Source organism: Streptomyces sp. ADI95-17, from assembly GCF_003846175.1.
GTDB classification, from domain to species: Bacteria; Actinomycetota; Actinomycetes; order Streptomycetales; family Streptomycetaceae; genus Streptomyces; species Streptomyces sanglieri.
Genome location: NZ_ML123049.1, coordinates 253,127 through 275,812 on the forward strand (window position 1 = coordinate 253,127; position 22,686 = coordinate 275,812).

At 72.5% G+C, this 22,686-nt stretch carries 15 protein-coding genes; 12 read left to right on the forward strand and 3 right to left on the reverse strand.

Going from position 1 to position 22,686, the window contains the following annotated elements; genetic code table 11:
• Together EES42_RS27985 and EES42_RS27990 are read left to right on the forward strand one after the other, a co-directional pair.
• Window positions 1–9,667 (forward strand): non-ribosomal peptide synthetase (locus tag EES42_RS27985; RefSeq protein ID WP_124721058.1); only part of this gene is annotated, 9,667 nt, incomplete at its 5' end.
• A gap of 295 nt (window positions 9,668–9,962) precedes the next feature.
• Entirely contained in the window at window positions 9,963–10,427 is a 465-nt protein-coding gene (locus EES42_RS27990; protein WP_124721059.1) for an ATP-binding cassette domain-containing protein, read from the forward strand.
• A gap of 34 nt (window positions 10,428–10,461) precedes the next feature.
• On the opposite strand, the gene EES42_RS27995 is transcribed toward EES42_RS27990, so the two are convergent.
• Window positions 10,462–11,364: a winged helix-turn-helix domain-containing protein gene (locus EES42_RS27995; RefSeq protein ID WP_124721060.1), complete on the reverse strand. Its 903-nt coding sequence runs from the start codon at window positions 11,362–11,364 to the stop codon at window positions 10,462–10,464.
• Between the two features lie 50 nt (window positions 11,365–11,414).
• On the reverse strand, window positions 11,415–12,089 hold the full coding sequence (gene gntA / locus EES42_RS28000; protein ID WP_206433612.1) for a guanitoxin biosynthesis heme-dependent pre-guanitoxin N-hydroxylase GntA: 675 nt from the start codon (window positions 12,087–12,089) through the stop codon (window positions 11,415–11,417).
• A 331-nt stretch (window positions 12,090–12,420) separates the two neighbouring features.
• Between gntA and EES42_RS28005 the strand changes: the two genes are divergently transcribed.
• From EES42_RS28005 to EES42_RS28045, 9 genes are all read left to right on the forward strand, one after another.
• Window positions 12,421–13,959, forward strand: coding sequence for an anthranilate synthase component I family protein (locus EES42_RS28005; RefSeq protein WP_124721061.1), 1,539 nt, complete (start codon window positions 12,421–12,423; stop codon window positions 13,957–13,959).
• Window positions 13,956–14,543 carry an anthranilate synthase component II gene (locus EES42_RS28010; protein ID WP_124721062.1) on the forward strand — a complete coding sequence of 196 codons (588 nt, stop codon included), beginning with the start codon at window positions 13,956–13,958 and terminating at the stop codon, window positions 14,541–14,543. The genes EES42_RS28005 and EES42_RS28010 overlap by 4 nt, the downstream gene beginning before the upstream one ends.
• Window positions 14,536–15,570, forward strand: a complete 1,035-nt coding sequence (gene trpD, locus EES42_RS28015; protein ID WP_124721063.1) for an anthranilate phosphoribosyltransferase — start codon at window positions 14,536–14,538, stop codon at window positions 15,568–15,570. Before EES42_RS28010 ends, trpD begins: the two co-directional genes overlap by 8 nt.
• Window positions 15,567–16,373: an indole-3-glycerol phosphate synthase TrpC gene (gene trpC, locus EES42_RS28020; protein WP_124721064.1), complete on the forward strand. Its 807-nt coding sequence runs from the start codon at window positions 15,567–15,569 to the stop codon at window positions 16,371–16,373. The genes trpD and trpC overlap by 4 nt, the downstream gene beginning before the upstream one ends.
• The gene (locus EES42_RS28025) at window positions 16,370–17,797 is read left to right on the forward strand and encodes a class II 3-deoxy-7-phosphoheptulonate synthase (protein ID WP_124721065.1); all 1,428 of its coding nucleotides are present in this window, start codon (window positions 16,370–16,372) and stop codon (window positions 17,795–17,797) included. Before trpC ends, EES42_RS28025 begins: the two co-directional genes overlap by 4 nt.
• Before the next feature lie 92 nt (window positions 17,798–17,889).
• The gene (locus tag EES42_RS28030) at window positions 17,890–18,858 is read left to right on the forward strand and encodes an ATP-binding cassette domain-containing protein (RefSeq protein WP_124721066.1); all 969 of its coding nucleotides are present in this window, start codon (window positions 17,890–17,892) and stop codon (window positions 18,856–18,858) included.
• A complete protein-coding gene (locus EES42_RS28035; protein WP_124721067.1) occupies window positions 18,855–19,661 on the forward strand; it encodes an ABC transporter permease in 807 nt (268 codons plus the stop codon). The genes EES42_RS28030 and EES42_RS28035 overlap by 4 nt, the downstream gene beginning before the upstream one ends.
• Before the next feature lie 208 nt (window positions 19,662–19,869).
• Window positions 19,870–20,442, forward strand: a complete 573-nt coding sequence (locus tag EES42_RS28040) for a GNAT family N-acetyltransferase (protein ID WP_124721542.1) — start codon at window positions 19,870–19,872, stop codon at window positions 20,440–20,442.
• A 92-nt stretch (window positions 20,443–20,534) separates the two neighbouring features.
• On the forward strand, window positions 20,535–21,164 hold the full coding sequence (locus EES42_RS28045) for a TIGR03086 family metal-binding protein (RefSeq protein ID WP_206433614.1): 630 nt from the start codon (window positions 20,535–20,537) through the stop codon (window positions 21,162–21,164).
• 9 nt (window positions 21,165–21,173) lie between these two features.
• Here the strand turns inward: EES42_RS28045 and paaI are convergent, their stop codons facing one another.
• Window positions 21,174–21,608: a hydroxyphenylacetyl-CoA thioesterase PaaI gene (paaI, locus tag EES42_RS28050; protein WP_206433623.1), complete on the reverse strand. Its 435-nt coding sequence runs from the start codon at window positions 21,606–21,608 to the stop codon at window positions 21,174–21,176.
• 108 nt (window positions 21,609–21,716) lie between these two features.
• Here paaI and EES42_RS28055 point away from each other — a divergent pair, with 108 nt between their 5' ends.
• On the forward strand, window positions 21,717–22,148 hold the full coding sequence (locus EES42_RS28055; RefSeq protein WP_124721069.1) for an acyl carrier protein: 432 nt from the start codon (window positions 21,717–21,719) through the stop codon (window positions 22,146–22,148).
• Window positions 22,149–22,686: the final 538 nt, after the last annotated feature.

A 22,686-nucleotide genomic window follows, 5' to 3' on the forward strand; every position in this document is an offset into this window, starting at 1 on the left:
CTCGCTGCCCGAGCTCACCGCGCTCGCCGACCTGCCGGCCGGAACCCGCCTCTTCGAGAGCGTCCTGGTCTTCGAGAACTACCCGGTCGCCGACGACCTCGCGGCCCGCCACGGTCTCGCCGTCACCGAGGCGGACGCCGCCGTCCAGGGCGGGGACTACCCGCTCTCGCTGACCGCCTTCACCGGCCGCCAGCTCGTCGGCGACAACGCCCCGGGCGTCTCGCTGCGCGTGTCCTACGACCCCGCGGTATTCGGGGACACGGCCGCGCGGCGGCTCTCCGAGCGGCTCGCCACCCTGCTCCGCGGCCTGCTCGACGAGGAGAGCCTGGCCCGCATCCCGCTGCTCACCCCGGCCGAGCGCGACCGGTTCACCGCCGGCACGGCCTCCGGGCCCGCCGGCCGGCCGCGCCCGACCGTGACCCTGCCCGGCCTCTTCGAGGCCCAGGCGGCCCGCCGGCCCGAGGCACCCGCCGTGGTCGACGGGGGCACCGTGCTCTCGTACGGCGAACTGGACGCCCGCGCCAACGGCCTGGCCCACCGGCTCGCCGGCAGCGGCATCGGCCCCGAGACCGTGGTCGGCGTCAGCCTGCCGCGCGGCGTCGACTGGCTGGTCTCGCTGCTCGCGGTGGCCAAGACGGGCGCGGTCTACCTGCCGCTCGATCCGGCCCACCCCGCCGACCGGCTCGCCTTCATGGCCGCCGACGCGGGAGCCCGGCTGGTACTCGGCAACTCCGCAGCCCCGGAGCTGAACGCGGTGGACTTCCTCGCCCTCGGCCCGGAGACCAGCCCGGTCCCACCCGTCCGCCCCGGCCACCCGGACGCGGCGGCCTACCTCATCTACACCTCCGGCTCCACCGGCACCCCCAAGGGCGTCGCCGTGACCCACCGCGGCCTGCGCGACCTGGGCGCCGCCCACGCCCGGGCCCTGGACCTCGACGGCGACTCCCGCATCCTGCAGAGCGTCTCCCTGGGCTTCGACGTCGCCATGGGCGACCTCGTCAACGCCTGGACGGTCGGCGCCGCCCTGGTGCTCGCCGGACCCGACCAGACCGTCGGCGAGCCCCTCGCCCGGCTGCTGGAGGAGCAGCGGATCACCCACGCCATGCTGCCGCTCGCCGCGCTCTCCACCCTGCCCGACATACCGCTGCCGCACCTGCGCGCACTGGTCTCCGGCGGCGAGGCGATGCCCGCCGAGATCCCCGCCCGCTGGGCGCCCGGCCGGATCCTGGTCAACGCCTACGGGCCGACCGAGACCACCGTCGCCGCCACCCTCAGCGACCCGCTCGCCCCGGCCACCGCCACGCCCCCGATCGGCCGGGCGATCGACGGCGCCCGCGCCTTCGTGCTGGACGGCTGGCTACGGCCGGTGCCCGACGGCACCGCCGGCGAGCTCCACCTCGCCGGACCCGGCGTCGCCCGCGGCTACGCGGGCCGTCCGGGCCTGACCGCGAGCGCCTTCGTGGCCAACCCGTTCACCGGCGGCCGCATGTACCGCACGGGCGACCTCGTACGGCGGCGTACAGACGGCCAGCTGGAGTTCCTCGGCCGCACCGACCACCAGGTCAAGGTACGCGGCCACCGCATCGAACCGGGCGAGGTCGAGGCCGCGCTGACCCGGCACCCCGCCGTGTCCCAGGCGGTCGCCGTGGTCCGCGAGGACCAGCCCGGCACCCGGCGGCTCGTCGGCTACGCCGTCGCCGACGGCGCCCATCCGGCCGAACTGCGCGAGTTCGTGGCCCGCTCGCTGCCGGAGTACATGGTCCCGGCCGTCTGCGTGGTCCTGGACGCCTTCCCGCTCAACGCCAACGGCAAGGTCGACCGCAAGGCCCTGCCGGCCCCCGACCTGTCCACCCTCGTACGCGAGTACATCGCGCCCGCGACCGAGGCCGAGCGTGCCGTGGCCACCGTCTTCGCGGAGGTGCTCGGCGCCGAACGGATCGGCGCGGCCGACGACTTCTTCGGCCTCGGCGGCGACTCGCTGCTCAGCATCCAGGCCGTCTCGCGCTTGCGCCGGGCCGGCTACCCGGCCGCCGTCCGCACCCTCTTCGACCACCCCACCGTCGCCGCCCTGGCCGTCGAGATCGGCGCGGCCGACGACCTGCCCGGAGCCTTCGGCCCGGACGCCCCGCCGGCCCCGGCCGCGCGGGACGGTGGCGCGCTGCCGCTCTCGTACGCCCAGCGCAGGCTGTGGTTCGCGGCCGAACTCGACCCGGAGAGCACCGAGTACAACTCCGGCGGTGCCCTGCGGCTGACCGGCCCGCTGGACCTCGCCGCACTGCGTGGGGCCCTGGACGCCCTCGTCGCCCGGCACGAGCCGCTGCGCACCACCTTCGCGGAAGCCGACGGCGAGGCCGTCCAGCTCATCGGGCCCGCCGCCCCCGTCGACCTGCCGGTCGTCCGCTGCGCGCCCGCGGACGTCCCCGGGCGGATACGCGCCGGACTCGGCGTCGTCTTCGACCTGCGCACCGGGCCGCTGCTGCGCCCCACCCTGCTCAAGGTCGCCGACGAGGAGCACATCCTGGTCCTCGCGATGCACCACATGATCACCGACGGCTGGTCGATGGGCGTCGTGGTCCGCGAGCTCGACCTGCTGTACCGGGGCGTCGAACTGCCCCCGCTCGCCCTCCAGTACGCCGACTACGCCGCCTGGCAGCGCGAGCGGCTGACCCCGGAGGCACTCGCCGCGGGGCTCGACCACTGGCGCGCGCGGCTGGCCGGCGCACCCGTCCTGGAACTGCCCACCGACCGGCCCCGCCCGGCCGAGCGCACCTGGGCCGGTGCCCTGGCGGAATTCGAGGTCCCGGCCGAGGTCGTGGCCCGCTTCACCGAGGTGTGCAGGGCCCGCGGAGTCACCCTGTTCATGGGGCTGGTCGCCGCCGTGCAGCTCGTGCTGTCGCGCTACAGCGGCCAGCAGGACGTGGTGGTCGGCACCGTCACCTCCGGCCGCGACCGGGCCGAACTCGAAGACCTGATCGGGTTCTTCGTCAACACGGTCGCCCTGCGCACTCGGATCGACGAGCAGCGCAGTGTCGCCGACCTGCTGGCCGCCGTACGGGAGACCGTGCTGGACGCCTTCGCCCACGAGGAGATCCCGTTCGACCGGGTCGTGGACGCCGTCGTGACCGAACGCGACCCCAGCCGCACCCCCCTGGTGCAGGCCCTGGTCAGCATGGAGACCACGCCCCGGCCCACCACCGGCGCCGGACTGACCTGGCAGGACCAGCCCTTCGACGTCGACACCGCGCAGTTCGAGCTCGCCGTGGACTTCGCCGAGCGCGACGGCTCGCTGACCGCGGTGATCAACTACAACACCGGCCTGTTCGACGAGGCCACCGTCCGCGGACTCGGCGCCCACCTGGCGACCGTGGTCGGCGAGATAGCCGGCCCCGACAAGCCGCTCGCGGACGTCCGCATGCTCACCCCCGAGGAGGAGCACACCCTCACCCACGGCTGGAACGACACCGCTCAGGACATCCCGGAGCCGCTGCTTCCGGAGCTGTTCGCGGCCCAGGCCGCCCGCACGCCCGACGCCGTCGCCCTGGTCCACGGCGAGGAGCGGCTGACCTTCGCCGAGCTGGACCGGGCCGCCGGCCGGCTGGCCCACCGCCTGCGCGAGCGGGGTGCCGGACCCGACACCGTCGTCGGCATCTGCGCCGACCGCGGCACCGACGTGGTCGTCGCCCTGCTCGGCATCCTCCGGGCCGGTGCCGCCTGTCTGCCCATCGACCCCGGCTACCCGGCCGACCGGGTACGCCACATGCTGGCCGACTCGGGCGCGGCGACCGTCCTCGTACAGGACCACCTGGCCGACCGGTTCGCCGACTACGAGGGCATCCTGCTGACCCCGGACCGCGGATCCGAAGGAGACCCGCAGGCCCCCGCCGTACCCCGGCTGACCGCCGACCACCTCGCGTACGTCATCTACACCTCCGGCTCCACCGGTCTGCCCAAGGGCACCCTCATCCGGCACGGTGCCTTCCGGAACCTCTTCGCCCACCACCGCCGGCGCATGTTCGAGCCCACCTCCCGGGGCCGGCAGATGCGGATGGCCCAGACCGCCTCGATCTCCTTCGACGCGTCCTGCGTCGCCCTGCTGTGGCTGGTCGGCGGCCACCAGCTGCACCCCGTCGACCACGAGACCCACATCGACCTGCGGGCCTTCCGCGACTACCTGCGGGACGCGCGGATCGACGTCATCGACGAGGCGCCCACCTACCTGCGCGAGCTGATCGCGGACGGGCTGCTGGCCGACGAGACCCATGTGCCGAGCGTGATCGTCTTCGGCGGCGAGGCGGTCGACGGCCAGATCTGGGACACCCTGCGGGCCCACCCCGAGGTCACCGCGTACAACTTCTACGGGCCCACCGAGTGCACCTGCGACTCGCTGACCTGGACCGCCCGGGGCAGCGAACGCCCCCTGATCGGCCGCCCTGTCGGCAACGCGCGCGCCTTCGTGCTGGACGCCCGGCTGCGCCCGGTCCCGGCCGGGGTCGTCGGCGAGCTGTACATCGAGGGCGCCGGCCTGGCCCGCGGCTATGTCGGCAAGCCGGGCCTGACCGCCGGACGGTTCGTGGCCTGCCCGTTCACCGGCGGGCGCATGTACCGCTCGGGCGACCTGGTGCGCTGGACCCGCGAGGGCACCGTCGAGTTCCTCGGCCGGCGCGACGACCAGGTCAAGGTGCGTGGCTTCCGCATCGAGCTCGGCGAGATCGAGACCGTACTGGCCCGCCACCCCGCGGTCACCCAGGCCGTGGTGGTGGCCCGCGAGGACCAGCCCGGTGTCAAGCGGCTGGTGGCCTACGTGGTGGGCACCGGCGGTGCGGACGGTGCCGACGCGGCGGAGCTGCGCGGCTACGCAGCCGACGCCCTGCCCGACTACATGGTCCCGGCGGCCTGGCTGCTGCTGGACGCCTTCCCGCTCAACCAGAGCGGCAAGGTGGACCGGCGCGCCCTGCCCGCCCCCGACCCCGCGGCCCTCGCGAACGCGTACACCGCACCCCGTACGGCGGCCGAGAAGACCGTGGCCGCGGTCTGGGCCGACGTACTCGGTCTCGAACGGATCGGCGCGCACGACAACTTCTTCGACCTCGGCGGCGACTCGATCCTCTCCACCAGGGCGGTCTCCCGGCTCCGTGCGGCCGGATACGACACCAGCGTGCGCGACCTGTTCAACGCGCCCACCGTCGCCGGGCTCGCCCCCCTGGCCACACCCACGCGTGAACCCGCCGACCCCGTCCGACCGGTCGCCCGCGACGGCGCGCTGCCGCTCTCGTACGCCCAGCGCAGGCTGTGGTTCGCGGCCGAACTCGACCCGGAGAGTACCGAGTACAACTCCGGCATCGCGCTGCGGCTGACCGGGGCGCTGGACCTCGTCGCACTGCGCGGGGCGCTGGACGCCCTGGTGGCCCGGCACGAGTCGCTGCGCACCACCTTCACCACCGCCGGGGGCCAGGGCGTCCAGATCGTCCACCCGGCCGCCCCGGTCCCGCTGCCGGTGGTCGAACCCGGCGCCGAGGGCGCCGACGCACTGGTCCGGTCCCTGTTCGCCGAGGTCTTCGACCTGCGCGGCGGACCGCTGCTGCGGCCCACCCTGGTCCGGATCGGCGACCGGGACCACATCCTGGTCCTGTCGATGCACCACATCGTGACCGACGGCTGGTCGATGAACGTGATCACCCGGGAGCTGACCGGGCTGTACGAGGGCCGCACCCCGGCCGAACCGCCCGTCCAGTACGCGGACTACGCGGTCTGGCAGCGCGAGCGGCTGACCCCCCAGGCGATGGAGCACGCCCTGGACTACTGGCGCGAACAGCTGGCCGGTGCGCCCGTCCTGGAGCTGCCGACCGACCGGCCGCGCCCCGCCGAGCGCACCACCCGCGGCGCGAGCTTCCGGACGGTGATCCCGGCCGGACTGCTCGCCCGTTTCACCGAGGTCTGCCAGGCCCGGGGCGCCACCCTGTTCATGGGCCTGACCGCGGCCGCGCAGCTGCTGCTGTCCCGCTACAGCGGGCAGCAGGACGTGGTGCTCGGCACCGTCACCTCCGGCCGCGACCGGGCCGAACTGGAGGGCCTGGTCGGCTTCTTCGTCAACACCCTGGCCCTGCGCACCACCATCGACGAGACCGCCACCGGCACCGCGCTGCTGTCCTCGGTGCGCCGCACCGTGCTGGACGCCTTCGCCCACTCCGAGGTGCCCTTCGACCGGGTCGTCGACGCCGTGGTCACCGAACGCGACCCCAGCCGCAGCCCGTTGGTCCAGGCGGTCATCAGCTACGAGAGCCCGGCCGAGGGCCACGGCGCGGCCGCCGCCGCGCCGGCCGCGCTGAGCTGGTCGGACCACCCGCTGGAATCCCGGACCTCGCAGTTCGACCTCACCTTCGACTTCGGCGAGAGCGACGGAGAGTTCCAGGCCCACCTCGTCCACAACACGGACCTGTTCGACGAAGCCACGATCCGCCGTATGGCGGGCCACCTGGTCACCATCCTCACCGCGCTCGCGGACGACCCCGCACGCACCCTGTCCGACCTGGAACTGCTCTCCGAGAACGAGCGGCTCACCCTGCTCCACGAGCGGAACGCCACCGGCTCGGACATCGCACCGCTGTCGCTGCCCGCCCTGTTCGAACGGCAGCGGTCCCTGCGGCCCGCCGCACCGGCCGTCGTCACCGACACCGGGACCTGGACCTACGCGCAGATCGACGACCGCGCCACGGCCCTGGCCCGGCGGCTGCGGGCCGAGGGCGTCACACCCGAGACCGTCGTCGGGGTGTGCCTGCCGCGCGGCGCCGACTGGATCACCGCACTGCTCGCCGTGGTGAAGGCGGGCGGGGTCTACCTCCCGCTCGACCCCGAATACCCGGCCGACCGGCGGGCGTTCATGCTCACCGACTCCGGTGCCCCGGTGGTGCTCACGGACGGGGACCGTGCCGGGCTGCTCGACGCCACGGCGGCGCGCACCCTGCTGGTCGACGACGGAGAGGGACACGAGGCCGTTCTCCAGGGCCGGGACGGACCCGGTCCGGTCTCGCCGGACGCGGGCGCGTACCTGATCTACACCTCCGGATCGACGGGCGTCCCCAAGGGCGTGCTGGTCGGCCACCGGGGTGTGGCCGCCTTCGCCGCCACCCAGGCGGACCGCTTCACGATCACCCCCGAATCCCGGGTGCTCCAGGTCGCCTCGGCCAACTTCGACGCCTCCGTCATGGAGATCCTGATGGCCTGGTCCGTGGGCGCCGCCCTGGTCCTGCCCGCCCCGGGCAGGGTCCTGGGCGAGGAACTGGTCGAGGTGCTCACCCGGCAGCGGGTCACCCACGCCATGGTCCCGCCCGCTGCGCTGGCCGGCGCGGGCACCGCGGAACTGCCCGAGCTGCGCACCCTGGTGGTGGGCGGCGAGGCCTGCCCGCCGGAGCTGGTCGACCGCTGGGCACCCGGCCGCGCCATGTACAACGCGTACGGGCCCACCGAGATCACCATCTCCGCGACCATCAGCGAGCGCCTCGCGCCGGGCACCGTCCCGCCCATCGGCAGGCCGAACCTGGACACCAAGGTGTACGTCCTCGACACCTGGCTGCGCCCGGTGCCGGCCGGGGTCCCCGGCGAGCTGTACGTCACCGGCGCGGGCGTGGCCCGCGGCTACCTGGGCCGGCCCGCCCTGACCGCGAGCCGCTTCGTGGCCTCGCCCTTCTCGGCGGAGCGGATGTACCGCACCGGGGACGTGGTGCGCTGGCTCCCCGGCGGGCAGCTGGAGTTCGTGGGCCGCGCCGACGACCAGGTCAAGATCCGCGGCTTCCGCATCGAGCCCGGCGAGATCGAGAGCGTCCTGGCCGCCCACCCGGACGTGCGCCAGGCGGTGGTCCAGGTCCGCGAGGACCAGCCGGGTGTCAAGCGCCTCGTCGCCTACGTCACCGGGGACGCCCCCGGTGCCGCCCCCGACCCCGAGACGCTGCGCGAGCACACCGCCCGATCGCTCCCCGAGTACATGGTCCCGGCGGCCTGGGTGGCCCTCGACACGATTCCGCTGACCGCCAACGGCAAGCTGGACCGGCGCGCCCTGCCCGCCCCCGGGCTGCCGGCGCGCGGGGACACGTACACCGCACCGCGCACCGACGCCGAACGCACCCTCGCCGGGGTGTGGCAGGCGCTCCTCGGCGTGCCGGAGGTCGGCGTCCACGACAACTTCTTCGACCTCGGCGGCGACTCCATCCTCAGCATCCAGGTGGTCGCCCGGGCCAGGGACGCGGGCCTCGCGGTCTCCACCAAGCAGCTGTTCGCCGCGCCCACCGTGGCGGCCCTGGCCGAGCTGGCCGTCCAGGCCGGTCCGGGCAGCGGCGCGGAAGGCCCCGGGGACACCGGCCCGGTCACCGGCGATGTGGCCCTGACCCCGATCCAGCGCTGGTTCCTGGACGGGGAGCGGGGCTCGTACGACCGGTTCACCATGTCGGCCTACGCCGAACTGGCCGAGCGGCCCGACCGCGATGCCCTCCGGGCTGCCGTGGGGGCCCTGTACGAGCACCACGACGGGCTGCGTTCGCGCTTCACACGCACCGGTGGCGGCTGGCAGCAGAGCGTCGTGGAGCGGGAGGACGGCAACTGGTTCACCTGGTACGACCTGTTCCAGGAGGAACCGGCCGCCCGCGCCGCCGAGATGGAACGGCAGCTCGCCCGCGCGCACGCCGGCCTGGACATCACCCACGGACCGCTGCTCAAGGCACTCGTCTTCGACCAGGGCGTGGACCTGCCGGTCCGGATCGCCCTGGTCGCCCACCACCTGGTCGTCGACGTCGTTTCCTGGGGCGTGCTGCTCGCCGACCTGGCCCGCGCGTACGAGCGGATCGCGGCGGGGGAGCGGCCAGGCCCGGGCGCCCGGACCACCTCCTTCCAGGAGTGGTCGGGCAGGCTCGCCGAACTGGCCCCGGCCGGCCGCTTCGACGGGGAGATCGCGTACTGGCAGGAGGCCGAACGGGTGCCGAGGCTGCCGGGCTCCGGCTCCGCGGCCAACACCGCGGGCTCCGAGGACACCGTCTCCGTGCGGCTGGACGGTCGGACCACTGCCGCCCTGCTCCAGTCGGCGCCGGGGGCCTACCGGGCCCGGGTCAACGAGGTGCTGCTCGCGGCCCTCGGCCGGGCGCTGGCCGACTGGACCGGCCAGGACCGGGTGGCGGTGGCCCTGGAAGGCCACGGCCGCGAGGAGGCGGTGGTCGAGGGCGCCGATCTGTCGCGCACGGTCGGCTGGTTCACCACGGTGTTCCCGTTCGCCTGGAACGTGTCCGGGGGCGAGGGCTGGCGGTCCGCGGTGGCGGGGGTCAAGCGCGGCCTGCGGGCGGTGCCGCACAAGGGCCTGGGCTACGGGGTCCTGCGCCATCTGCGCGCGGACTCGCCGTTGGGCCGGCCGCTGCCGGACGTCAGCTTCAACTACGTGGGCCGGTCGGACGGGTTCGACCCCGGCTTCTACGCCGGCCTGCTGGAGGACCCCTCCGCCACCCAGAGCGGCGCCGGGGCGCGTGCTCACCTGCTGGATGTCGTGTGTGGTGTGCAGGACGAACGGCTGACCATCGGAATCTCATATTCGACGGCAGTGCACGACCGTTCGGACATTGATCGACTGGCGGCCCGGCTGGGTGATCTTCTCCACGATCTCGCCGACAGCAGCACCGCGCCGCAGGCATGAAAAAGACCCCGGCCCGCAGTCGCTCGCGGGGGATTGAGCGCTGCGGGCCGGGGAGCCTTTTTGCCCCTGGAATGAAGACTACGCAGGGAATTTACGGAGGGCATTACCCTGAGCCCCCCATTCGGTGGTGGAGCCAGCTCCACCACCGAAAGTGCAGCTTACGCGCTTACCCGGACCCCTCGCCCCTCGGTAGTTTCTGCAATATCGCTCGATGCACTGGAGGTCCCCGGAAATGAATGCCAATGAGGCCCCGGAGGGTTGTCGCTCACGGGATATCTCGCCCTACGCCCTGGAAATGGACGCCGTCTCGATGTCGTACGGACCGCTGCCCGTCCTGAGCGAGGTGACGATCGGGCTGGTACGCGGCGGGGTGACCGCCGTGATCGGCCTGCCGGGATCGGGGAAGAGCACCCTGCTGGCCTGCGCCACCGGACGCCAGACACCCACCTCGGGCTGGGTGGGCAGGCACGACCGGATCGTGACGCCCGACCCGGTGGAGTGGGAGCGACTGCCCGCCGCCGACCGGGACCGGCCCGAACTGATGGTCGCCGACGACCTGGAGGAAGCGCAGCACCTGTACTCGGCGATGGACCTTGAGGACGAGGCCCGGACCGTACTCGTGACGACGTCGGCGGCGGCCGTTGCGGCCGCCGCCGACGTGGTGCTGTTCCTGGTGGACGGCCGGCTCGCCGACGTCATGTGCGACGCCCCCGCCGACGGGATCGCCGCCCGTCTGGCACAGCTCACCGACCGCGGCTGACGGGCGGCCCGGCCCTGCGGGCCGAGGCCGTCGGCTACATGTGCGCCCGCGCCAGGTCCCGGTGGTGGAAGCCGTCCAGGAGGGCGGCACCGAGCGGGGTGAGCGAGTGGCGGGCGGTGTTGAGCCGCCGGTGCGTGGTGATCAGTCCGGCGCTGCGCAGCACGGAGGTGTGCTGGCTGGCGGAGGCGGCCGAGATGCCGATGCGGCGGCCGAGTTCGGTGGTGGTGCAGCTCTCGGCCAGGCTCTTCATGATGGCCGCCCGGGTGCGTCCGACCAGCGGGCCGAGCGCGTCGGCCGCGTTCTGCTCGGCCGCGGGCGCGGCCAGTACGGCCTCGGCCGTGCCGCCCGCGACCGGGTACGCGAGTACCGGCGGCCGGTTCCGGCCGGCCGCCGGGATCAGCACGGGACGGTCGTACAGGAAGAGCGACGGGGCCAGTAACAGGCCGGCCCCGCCCGGGACGACGTCCTGCGAGCGGTGGCTGGGTATCTCCAGCACACCGCCGCTCCACCGCACCATCGGGTGCACGGTGGACAACAGCCTTTCGATGCCGCCGGCCAGCACGGTGCGGCCGCGGGCGGTGCAGTCGGCCTCCAGGGCGGCCGAGACCCGGTCCCAGTAGGGCGCGAGCGCCACCTTGTGGAAGTCCTCCAGCATCGCGACCAGGTTCTGCCGCTCGGTCCCGGTCTTCGGGTTCGCCGCGTTCTCGGCCATGTGCAGCAGGTCGGGGACGGGGCGCAGGGTGCGGGCCAGCGTCAGCAGGGACCAGGAGCGCCGGCCGAGCCGGCCGGTGGTCCGCTGGCGCCAGGACGCGTAGTCCTCGCCGCCGCCCTGACGGGCCAGCAGGTCAAGGGCGAACAGCGTCTCCACGAGGGGGCGCTCGGCGACCTTGACGACTGTGCGCGCCAGGTCCTGGGCGGAAAAATGCACGCGTTGCATGGCGGAAGGCACTCCATGATCGAAGAAGGGGCCGGGTACCGTGCGGCGGCTCAGGAGCCGGACGCCGTGCCGCCCCGCGGTTGGAAGGGGCAGCGCCATTGCTCGTCGGTTGCCGAGCCGGAGTACTGGCGGGCGTCCGACGCCTCGCCGAACTCGGTGAGGTTGGGATTGATGGAGTGCTGCAGCCGCTCTTCGCGCTGCCGGATACGGCGCTGGAGGCCGTAGTAGACGCCTGACTGCTTCAACCGCCGGAACTGGTGGTTGGAGTTGAAGGCGAGCGCGGGGCCGTCGTAGCGGCGGGAGATCCGGGAGGCGTGCTCGTGCATGCCGACCACGAAGAACGGGTGCCCGGCCAGACTGAACGCGAAGTCCGGCGAGGCCGGGTCCTCGGCGACGTCCGGTGCCCAGGCGAACCCCCGGTCGAGGTCGAGGTGGTGCAGGTCGGTGAGCTGCTGCCACATCAACTCGTCGAATTCCGGCTCGGTGAGTCCGTTCGGTTCCTCGAACACGGCGACGAGCGTCGCGAAATTCTCGTGCGGGGACAATTCCTCGGAGACGAATTCGGAAATTGCCGTGTGCAGGTCCGACGTCGTGTCCGAGCTGCCCATCTTGCCCAGTTGAACGAGCGTCAGAGTCTTTCGGCGTACGGCCGATTTGGCCGCCAGGCACGAGAATTCCTCGCCCATTATCCAGCCCGCCAGGCGGCGGTGAGCCGGGTCTTTCATAATTCCCCCTTGCCGGAATGTGCACCGTGTTCAAACGACATGCACCTCCTCCCCCATGCAGCGTCGCCCACTTTAGACATCGGCTTGTTTCTTTGCAACGTGAGTAATTCGCATTTCCCGGTATGAGTTCTTCTCCATCCGGAATATGAATTCTTCACTGTTACCGGCCGGAAACTTGCCCTCCGGGGAGGTATCGGCGCAGGTGGGCGGCGTCCGCCGGGTCGCGGTGGGGTGCCCGGGGGTCCTTCGGCGGAAATTGAAACTCATGGTGCGTACCCGGCCACGGGGCTACGGTCCGGTCCGGACACCCCCTCCCGACGCAGTACCGAAGATGACCGAATTCACTTGGAGGACACCTGTGTCGGCCCTCACCGAAGCCGCCATCGAGGCGACAGCCGCGGCCCCGCCCGCGACTCGACCCGCGGCCCAGCCCGCGACCGTGCCCGACCGGGCCACCACCGCCGCACTGGGCCGGACCCACGAAGTCGTCCCGCTCCGCCAGGAGTTCCTGACCGACACCCTCACCCCGGTCGCCGCGTTCGCGCTGCTCTGCGGGTCCGACGAGCCCGGATTCCTGCTGGAGAGCGTGCCCGTCTCCGGCGGCTTCGCCCGCTACTCGTACGTCGGCCACCGCCCGGTCCCGCTGGACCTGCCCGACGGCGACCCGCTGGCCGCCCTCGAAGCCCGGCTCGCCGCCTCGGAGGCGCCCGTAGCAGGCCTGCCGCCCTTCCACGGCGGCGTCGTCGGCTACCTCGGATACGAATCCGTACGCCACTTCGAGCAGTTGCCCGTCGCCGCGGGGCCGCCGCCCGGACTCCCCGAGTCCGCCTTCCTGGCCGCCGACGACCTGATCGTCTTCGACCACGCCACCCAGCGCGTGCTCCTGATGACCCTGCACCGGCCGGCCGCCGAGGAGTACGAGGAGGCCGTCGAGCGGATCGAGCACATGGGGCGGCGGCTGCGCGAGCCGATCCCGGGCCCCCGGTTCTCCGGCCGCCCGATCCTGCCGGCCGGTCCGGCCGCCGACCCCACGGCCGGCTGGACCGCGAACCTCACCGAGGAGGCCTTCCGCAGCAGTGTCGAACGGGCCAAGGAGTACATCGCGGCCGGCGACGCCTTCCAGATCGTGCTCTCGCGGCAGCTGAGCCGGCCACTGCGTGCCGAGCCGCTCGACCTCTACCGGCACCTGCGGGCCACCAACCCGTCGCCGTACATGTACCACCTGAGCCTGGGCGCCGGCCGGCACGTCATCGGGGCCTCGCCCGAGCTGCTAGTCAAGGCCGAGGGCCGCCGGGTGGAGACCCGGCCTCTGGCCGGCACCCGGCCCCGGCACCCGGACCCGGAGACCGACCTCGACCTGGAGTACGAGCTCCTCGCCGACGAAAAGGAGCGCGCCGAGCACGTCATGCTCGTCGACCTCGGCCGCAACGACCTCGGGCGGGTCACCGAGACCGGCAGCGTCACCGTCGACGAGATCATGCGCGTCGAGCGGTTCTCCCACGTGATGCACCTGTCGTCCACCGTCTCCGGCCGGCTCGCCGAAGGCCGCACCGTGCTGGACGCGCTGCGCTCCACCTTCCCCGCGGGCACCCTCTCCGGGGCCCCCAAGATCCGGGCGATGGAGATCATCGCCGAACTGGAGCCCCAGCAGCGCGGCGTCTACGGAGGCGCGCTCGGCTTCGCCGGCCACGACGGCCTCGCCGACTTCGCCATCGTGCTGCGCACCATGGTCGTCGCCGACGGGCAGGTCCATGTGCAGGCCGGAGCCGGCATCGTCGCCGACTCCGACCCCGGCGCCGAGTTCCGCGAGACCCTCCACAAGGCGGGCGCCGTGATCACCGCCGTCAATCGGGCGGAGGCCCACGCATGACGACCCCGCCCGCTGCGCCCCGCGTCGCGGTCATCGACAACTACGACTCGTTCACCTACAACCTGGTGCACTACCTCGGCGAGATGGGCGGCGACCCGCACGTCTTCCGCAACGACGCCACCACCCTGGACGAGCTCGCCGCCCACGACCTCCTGCTCATCTCGCCCGGACCGGGCGCCCCCGCCGACGCCGGTCTCTCCGTCGAGGCGGTCCGGGCGCTCAGCGGCCGGCTGCCCATCCTCGGGGTCTGCCTGGGCCACCAGGCCATCGCCGAGGCATTCGGCGCGACCGTCGTACGTGGCACCCCGGTGCACGGCAAGACCTCACCGGTCCACCACGACGGCAGCGGCGTCCTCGCGGCCCTGCCAGACCCTTTCACCGCCACCCGCTACCACTCGCTGGTGGTCGACCCGGACAGCCTCCCCGCCGTTCTCACCGGCACCGCCCGCACCGCCGACGGCACCCTCATGGGCCTGCGGCACCGCGAACACCCCACCTTCGGCGTGCAGTTCCACCCCGAATCGGTGCTCACCCCCGAAGGTAAGCAGCTGATCGCCAACTTCCTGGAGTGTCACGTTGATTGAGCTGCTGAAGACCATCACCAGGCGCCCGCTCACCGAGCCGGAGGCCGCCGCCGCCATGCGTACGATCATGCGCGGCGAGGCCACCGGCTCCCAGATCGCGGGCTTCGCCCTGGCCGTCACCGTGCGCGGTACCTCGGTGGACGACCTGACCGGGATGGCCCGCGCCGCCCAGGAGTTCGCGACGCCCGTGCCGTTCGACGGCGACGTGCTGGACACCTGCGGCACCGGCGGCGACGGCCTGAACACCTTCAACATCTCCACCGCGTCCGCGATCGTTGCCGCCGCCTGCGGCGCCCGGGTCGCCAAGCACGGCAACCGCAGCGCCTCCTCGGCCTGCGGCAGCGCCGACGTCCTGGAGGAGCTCGGGGTCCGGATCGACCTCGGGCCCCGGGCGGCCGCCGCCTGCCTGGCCGCCACCGGCATCACCTTCCTGTTCGCGCCCGAGTTCCACCCGGCCTTCCGGTACACCGCCGCCCCGCGCCGCGAACTCGGCGCCCGCACCGTCTTCAACCTGCTGGGCCCGCTCTGCCACCCCTCCGGAGCCCGGTTGCGCACTCTCGGCGTCCCCAGCGCCGACCTGGTCGAGCCGATGGCCGAAGTGCTGGCCCGGCTCGGCGCCCGGCGCGCCATGGTGTTCCACAGCGAGGACGGCATGGACGAACTCAGCACCGGGGCACCCGCCCGGGTGGTCGAGCTGCTGCCCGACGGCAGCCGCGACGCGTACCGCTTCGACCCCGCGCGGCTGGGCCTGCGCCCGTACACCCCCGCCGACCTGGCCGGCGGCGACCGCACCGTCAACGCGGCCGTCATCCGTCGCGTGCTGGCCGGCGAACCGGGCCCGGCCCGCGAAGCCGTGCTGCTCAACGCCGCCGCCGCACTGCGCGTCGCCGGCACGGCGGACAGCTGGCCCGCCGCCCTCGGCCTGGTGGCGCGGGCGCTCGACCGCGGCGACGCCGAAGCCCTGCTGGCCCGCTGGGCCACCGTCTCCCGGCAGCTCGCCGGGGCCGAACTGGAGGTGTCCGCGTGACAACCGCACCACCGACCGGCATCCTCGCCACCCTGGTGGACGAGGCCCGGCTGCAGACCGAGCGCCGCCGGGCCGTCCGTCCGCCGGCCGAACTCGCCGCCCGGGCAGCCGCCGCGCCGGCACCCCGGGATTTCATCGCGGCGCTGCGCGCCCCGGGGCTCGGCGTCATCGCGGAGCTGAAGCCCCGCAGCCCTTCCAAGGGCCCGCTCACCCAGGACTACCGGCCGGCCGAACTGGCCCGCGCCTATGCCGTCGGCGGGGCCGCGGCCCTCTCCGTCCTCACCCACGAGGCCGGATTCGGCGGCACCCCCGAACACCTGGCCGCCGCACGCGCCGAGGTGGACATCCCAGTCCTGCGCAAGGACTTCGTCGTCGACGAGTACCAGATCACGGAGGCCCGCGCGTTCGGCGCGGACGCGCTGCTGCTCATCGTCGCCGCGCTGCCGGCCGCGCGGCTGGCCGAACTCGTCGTGGCCACCCGGGAGCTGGGCATGGAGCCGCTGGTCGAGGTGCGCGACGAGGGCGAGGTGGACATCGCGCTCGCCGCCGGTGCCACCGCCATCGGCGTCAACCACCGTGACCTGCGGGACTTCCGGATCGACCGGACGCTGTCGGCCCGGCTGCGCGAGCGGATCGGAGCCGACCGGACCGGAACGGGACCGGTCATGGTCGGCGAGAGCGGTGTACGCGGGGCGGACGACGCCCGCGCACTCGAACGGGCCGGAGTGAACGCCGTCCTCGTGGGCGAACTCCTCATGCGAGCCGAGCACCCCGGTGCTGTGATCAAGGAGCTGATCGGATGACCATCACCAGCCTGCCGTCGACCACTGCGACCCCCGCGGGGCCGGCCGCCGGTCCCGGGCCCCGGGCCCCCGGTTCCTGGACGCCGGGATCCTGGCGCGCCCTGCCCGCCGCACAGCAGCCCGACTGGCCCGACACCGAGGCCCTGCAGCGGGTGGAGAACGCCCTGGCCCTCCAGCCTCCGCTGGTCCTGCCCGACGAGATCATGGGACTGCGCGGCGCCCTCGCCGGCGTGGCGGCCGGCCGGGGCTTCCTGCTCCAGGCCGGTGACTGCGCCGAGCGGTTCACCTCCTGCACCGAGGCCGGCGTCCGCAGCAAGCTCCGCGTGATCCTCCAGGTCGCCGTCCTGCTCACGTACGGATCGGGCCTGCCGGTGGTGAAGGTCGGCCGGATCGCCGGCCAGTTCGGCAAACCGCGCAGCAGCCCGACCGAGGTGGCCGACGGCCTCGAACTCCCCACGTACCGGGGCGACATCGTCAACGCCCCGGAGTTCACCGCCGAGGCCCGCCGCCCCGACCCGGACCGGATGCTGCGCGCGTACCACCACTCCTCCGCGGCCCTCAACGTCCTGCGGGCCCTCACCCTCGGGGGCTACGCCGATCTCGGCCAGGCCCACGGCTGGAACCAGGAGTTCGTCCGGCGCAGCGCGGCCGGCCGCCGCTACGAGAGGGCCGCGGACGACGTCGGCTGGGCGCTGCGCTTCATGTCGGCGTGCGGTGTGGACACCCGCGCCCAGGCAGCGCTCCACCAGATCCAGCTCTACACCTCGCACGAGGCGCTGCTCCCGCACTACGAGCAGGCGCTGACCCGCTACGACGAGCACCGCCGCACCTGGTTCGACACCAGTGCCCACATGCTCTGGATCGGCGACCGCACCCGTCGTCCCGACGGCGCCCACGTCGAGCTGCTCTCCGGTGTCGGCAATCCGGTCGGCGTCAAGGTCGGCCCCGGCACCACCCCGGCCGGTCTGCGCGAACTGTGCGAACGCCTGGACCCGGCTCGTGAGCCCGGCAGGCTGGTCCTGATCACCCGGCTCGGCGTCGGCAGAGCCGCCGAGCTGCTGCCGTCGCTGCTGCACGCGGTCCGCTCCACCGGTCACAACCCGGTGTGGGCCTGCGACCCCATGCACGGGAACACGTTCGTCTCCGAGAGCGGCTACAAGACCCGCCGGCTCGGCGACATCACCGCCGAGATCGGCGAGTTCTTCGCCGTACACCGGGAAGAGGGCACCCACCCCGGCGGAATCCATCTCGAACTCACCGGTGACGACGTCACGGAATGCCTCGGCGGAGATCTGGAAGAGATCGTCGACCGCCACCTCGGCACCCGCTACGAAACCGCCTGCGACCCACGCCTCAACGCCGTCCAGTCCATCGAACTGGCCTTCGGCGTCGCCGATCTGCTCAGGGCCCAGTACTCCGCCTGAGCGGTGCGATTAGACGTGGGCTTAACGACCTTGTGACTCCGATCCGGCCGGTGGAAACATCGAGCCCGCCGGACTACCGAAGGGAAACTTCGATGCCGCTCGCGATCGAGGCCGAGGGACTGGCCAAACGGTACCGGGAGACGACAGCTCTGCGGGATGTCGACCTCGCCGTGCCCGCCGGTACCGTACACGGCGTCCTCGGCCCCAACGGAGCCGGGAAGACGACCGCCGTACGCATTCTCGCGACCCTGCTGACCCCGGACGCGGGCCGCGCCGTGGTCGGCGGGTACGACGTGGTCCGCGACCCGGTCGGGGTGCGCGGCATTATCGGCCTGACCGGTCAGTACGCGGCGCTCGACGAGGAGCTCAGCGCGGTCGAGAACCTCACGCTCATCGGCCGGCTGCTGCGGCTGCCGGCCGCCGATGCCCGCGTCAGGGCCCGGGAGCTGCTGGCCGACTTCGGCCTCGCAGAGGCCGAGTCGCGTCCGGTCAAGACCTACTCGGGCGGCATGCGGCGCCGTGCCGACCTCGCGGCGAGCCTGGTCGGCCGGCCCTCCGTGCTCTACCTGGACGAGCCGACCACCGGCCTCGACCCGCACAGCCGCAACGAGGTGTGGGACACGGTGCGCAGACTCGTCGCCGACGGGGTCACCGTACTGCTCACCACGCAGTACCTGGAGGAGGCAGACCAACTCGCTGACCGCATAACCGTGTTCAACCACGGAACGGTCGTCGCCGAGGGACGTCCGGACGAGCTCAAGAGGATGACCGGCGGACAGACCCTGGAGGTCCGGGCCGCCCGCCGCGAGCAGGTGGACACCGTCGCCGAGATCATCCTCGGCCTCACCGGGCAGCTGCCGGCCCGGGACGAGGACACCGGCCGGCTCACCGTGCCGGTCCAGGACCCGGAGCTCCTCTCCGCCCTGGTCCACAAGCTCGACGCGGCCGAGGTGGCCTTCGACGAACTCGGCCTGCGGCTGCCCACCATGGACGAGGCGTTCCTCGCGATCACCAGCCCGGGCGGCGTACGGGCCACCCTCACGGAAGAGAAGCTGCGATGACGACCCCCACTCGTACGAGCCCTCCCGTGGGCCCCCTCGAAGCCGTCGGGAGCACACTGTCCCTGGCTTCCCGGAACATCACCAAGCTCAGGAAGAGTCCCGGGGCGATCCTCGACGTCACACTCCAGCCGCTGCTGATGCTGTTCATGTTCACGCTGCTGTTCAGCGGTGCCATCGGGGGCGGCGACCGGGACGCCTACCTTCAGCAACTGGTGCCCGGGCTGATGGTGTTCAGCCCGCTCTACGTCACCATCGGCACCGGCGTCGCGTTGTGCACGGACATCTCCAAGGGTTTCTTCGACCGGCTGCGCAGCCTGCCGATCGCCCGGTCCGCCCCGCTCGCGGGCATCGTCATCGGCGATGTCGCCCGCTACCTCGTGTCGGTCACCGTGGTGCTGGCCGTCGGCACGCTCATGGGTTTCCGGGTGCACACCAATCCGGTGGCCGTCCTGGCCTCGGTCGGTCTCATGATCACCTTCGGACTGTGCATCTGCTGGATGGCGATCCTGGTGGGCATCCTGCTCGACTCCCCGGCCGCCGTCCCCGGCGTCCTGATCGGCGCGGTCATGCCGCTGAGCTTCGGCAGCAACGTCTTTGCCGCCGCTGACTCCATGCCGGGCTGGGTGCAGGTATGGGTGAACGTCAACCCGGTCACCCTGATGACGGACGTCAACCGGGCACTGCTGCTGGGCGAGGGACAGGTCATGGGCCCGCTGCTGGGCGGCCTGGTCTGGATGGCCGGCTTCGTGGCCGTCTTCTTCCCGCTGTCGATGCGCGCGTACCGCCGCCGGCTGGGCAGGTGACCGCACCGGGCACGGGTGGTGGGCGCCCGTTCCGGGACGTGCGGCCACCGCCGCGGTTCCGGAGCCTGCCGCGAAGACCGCCCGAGCCCGGCCCGCACGGGTACCCGGTCAGCAGCGCCTGCCGAATTCCCTGGCCAGGTCGCGCGGCGGTGGCCTAGGTTGCTGATGACGGAACGGCGATCACGGATTTCGAGGAAGCCGGATGAGTATGGACACGACTGTCTTCTCGGGGCCGTTGACAACGGACCGGCTGGTTCTCCGGCTCTTCGCGGAGGACGACCTGAACGACATGCATGCGTATCAAGGGCTGCCCGAGGTGGCCAGGTATCTCTACCGGCCGCCGCGTGATCGCGCGCGCTGCGCGGAGGTCATCGAACGCATCGGACGGGGTACCCACTGGAAGGAGGACGGCGACAGCCTGACGCTGGCGGTCTGCCGTCGCGACACTCCAGGGGTGATCGGCGAGGTGGTGGTCTCGCTGTCGAGTGTGCACGCCGCGCAGGCCGAGATCGGATGGGTCTTCCACCCCGACCACGGAGGCCGGGGCTATGCCACCGAGGCGGCGCTCGCCCTGCGTGATCTGGCCTTCCAACAGCTGTCCGTGCACCGGCTGTTCGCCCGCCTCGACGCGGACAACACGGCGTCGGCGCGGATCTGCGAGCGGCTTTCGATGCGCCGGGAGGCGCACTTGATCGAGAGCGACCGCGACGGCCGGGGCTGGGGCAGCGAGTACGTCTACGCGATCCTTGCCCGGGAGGCCGAGCCTGCCGGGACCGACTAGACCGACGACCGCCCGGCCCCCGCCCCGGTACCACGCCGCTCGGACCGGGTTCGGCGCCGGTGGCGGGAGAACACACCGGAGAAGGGCCGACCATGACCGACACGGACGCGAGCACGGACCCGTCGCGGGTGAAGGTCCGGGAGCTCGACCGCCGGGCCGTACTGCGCAGCGCGGAGATCGTCGCGCTGGCCCGCGACGACCAGTGGGACGCCCCCACCCCGTGCGGCGGCTGGTCCCTGCGGCGCCTCCTCGCCCACATGGCCGCGCAGCACCTCGGCTTCGCCGCGGCAGCCGGGGGCGGACCGGTCGATGAGGCGGTCTGGCAGGAGACGCCGCTCGACGATCCGCGCCGCGCGTACGCCGATTCCGTCGACCGGGTCCTCGACGCGTTCGCCGCCGACGGCGTGCTGGACCGTACGGTCGTCCTGCCGTGGATCCACCCGACGATGACGTTCGCCGCCCCGCGCGCGATCGGCTTCCACCTCGTGGACTACGTGGTGCACGGCTGGGACGTCGCGGCTTCGCTCGGCATCCCGGCGGCGTACGACGAGGACCTCGTCCTCGCCGCCGCGGAGGTGGCCCGCAATGAGGTGCCCACGGGGCCGTCGCGGGAGCGCCCCGGTGCCTCGTTCCGTCCGGCGGTCGAACTGGCGGGCCCGGCGAGTGCCGAGGACCGCCTGCTCGCGTCGCTGGGCCGCGACCCCTGGTGGTCGCCGAAGTGACGGACCCGGTCACCGCTCCCGGAGACTACGGCTCTGGCCACGGAACTCGGCGACCGGTACTCCGTCCGAACGGCGTACGGTCACGTCGTACACACCGCTGCGGCCGAACCGGCTGCGCTCCACCGCCTCCGCGACGAGGTCGTCGCCCACCTCGGCCGGGCGGAGGAAGGTGACCTGCGCCCCCTGGGCCACGGTCGCCGGGCCGTGAGTGTTGCAGGCGAAGGCGAACGCCGCGTCGGCCAACAGGAAGAGGAAGCCGCCGTGCCCGGTGCCGTGGCCATTCACCATGGTCTCCGCGACCCGCATTCCCACGGTCGCCCGCCCCGGGCCGGCGTCCCGCAGGTCGATGCCGAGCAGTTCACAGGTGCGGTCCTTCGCGTACAGGTCCTCGGCGCGGCGGCGGGCCGCGGTCTCAAGGTCCGGCTCCCCGATGGTCCCCGTCATGACGCAGTCCTCAATTCCCTTGTGCAATAACGGACTTGGAAGCTCCGATCCTTCCATTCGTGACCAGTGCGGTCAACCGGAACCGAATGTCCGCGACATGGAAGCAGCATGACTTCGCGCACCCCCTGGCTTCAGGAACTGTTCGACATTCCGCCGTCCGAATGCCGGACGCTTCTCGAATCGCTGGTCGTCGCGGAGTTCGAGCGTGAACTGATGACGGGTGAGGAGGATGTGCTGCCTCTTCAGGTGAGCTGTTTCGAAATCGGACCGACCTCGCTTGGTGTCGTCGAAACCAGGCGGCGCCTCGAACAGGAAACGGGCCGGCCGCTCGATTCGACCTTCCTTTTCAATCACCCGGCGGTCCGGGATCTCGTCGAATTCCTGACCACCGAGGTGGTCCCCGAACTCTTCTCTGCCGCCGCGCCCGGCCCCAAGGTCCAGCAGGATGCGGAAGTGTCCACGAAAAACCTGGTCAACGACGTTCTCAAGGAGCTCTATCAGTGGCCGAAACGGCCTCGCCCCGCCCCGATGCCCTGCTGAGGAGCCTACTTCTGGAGAAGTGCGAGGCGATCGCCGTCATCGGAATGAGCATTCGGTGCCCAGGGGACAACAACACCCCTCGGGGGAGTTCTCTGCATTTCTTGGGGAGGGGTACTCGGGAACCGGCCCCGTACCCTCGGGAACTCCGTCGGATTCTCCGGATGCCTGTGCGGTCAAGATGAACCACCTTGCGTGACGGAAGGCAACGTACGGTCATTCCCGACGAGTTGCCAGCCGTTCGTGCGTGTGTTCGTTCGGTGCATCAAAATATATGGCACCGGCCGACGCGATGGAGGGAGCCAGGTCAGATTGTCGAACACGGCAGGGAGAATTCCGTGTATTGCTCCGAGGGCCGTCCATTTCTCTGCCGTACGTACCGTGACCCATTTCGGGCACCGGGCCGGACGGTGGGCGGCGGTGGCCACGCTGTACAGGAAGGCTGCGGCCATGACAGCGATCCCGAACGAGACGCCGCCGGGGCACCGGGGGTCCGGCAGCGCGAAGATCGACGGTGCGTCCCAGACAGCCGGGGCCCTGC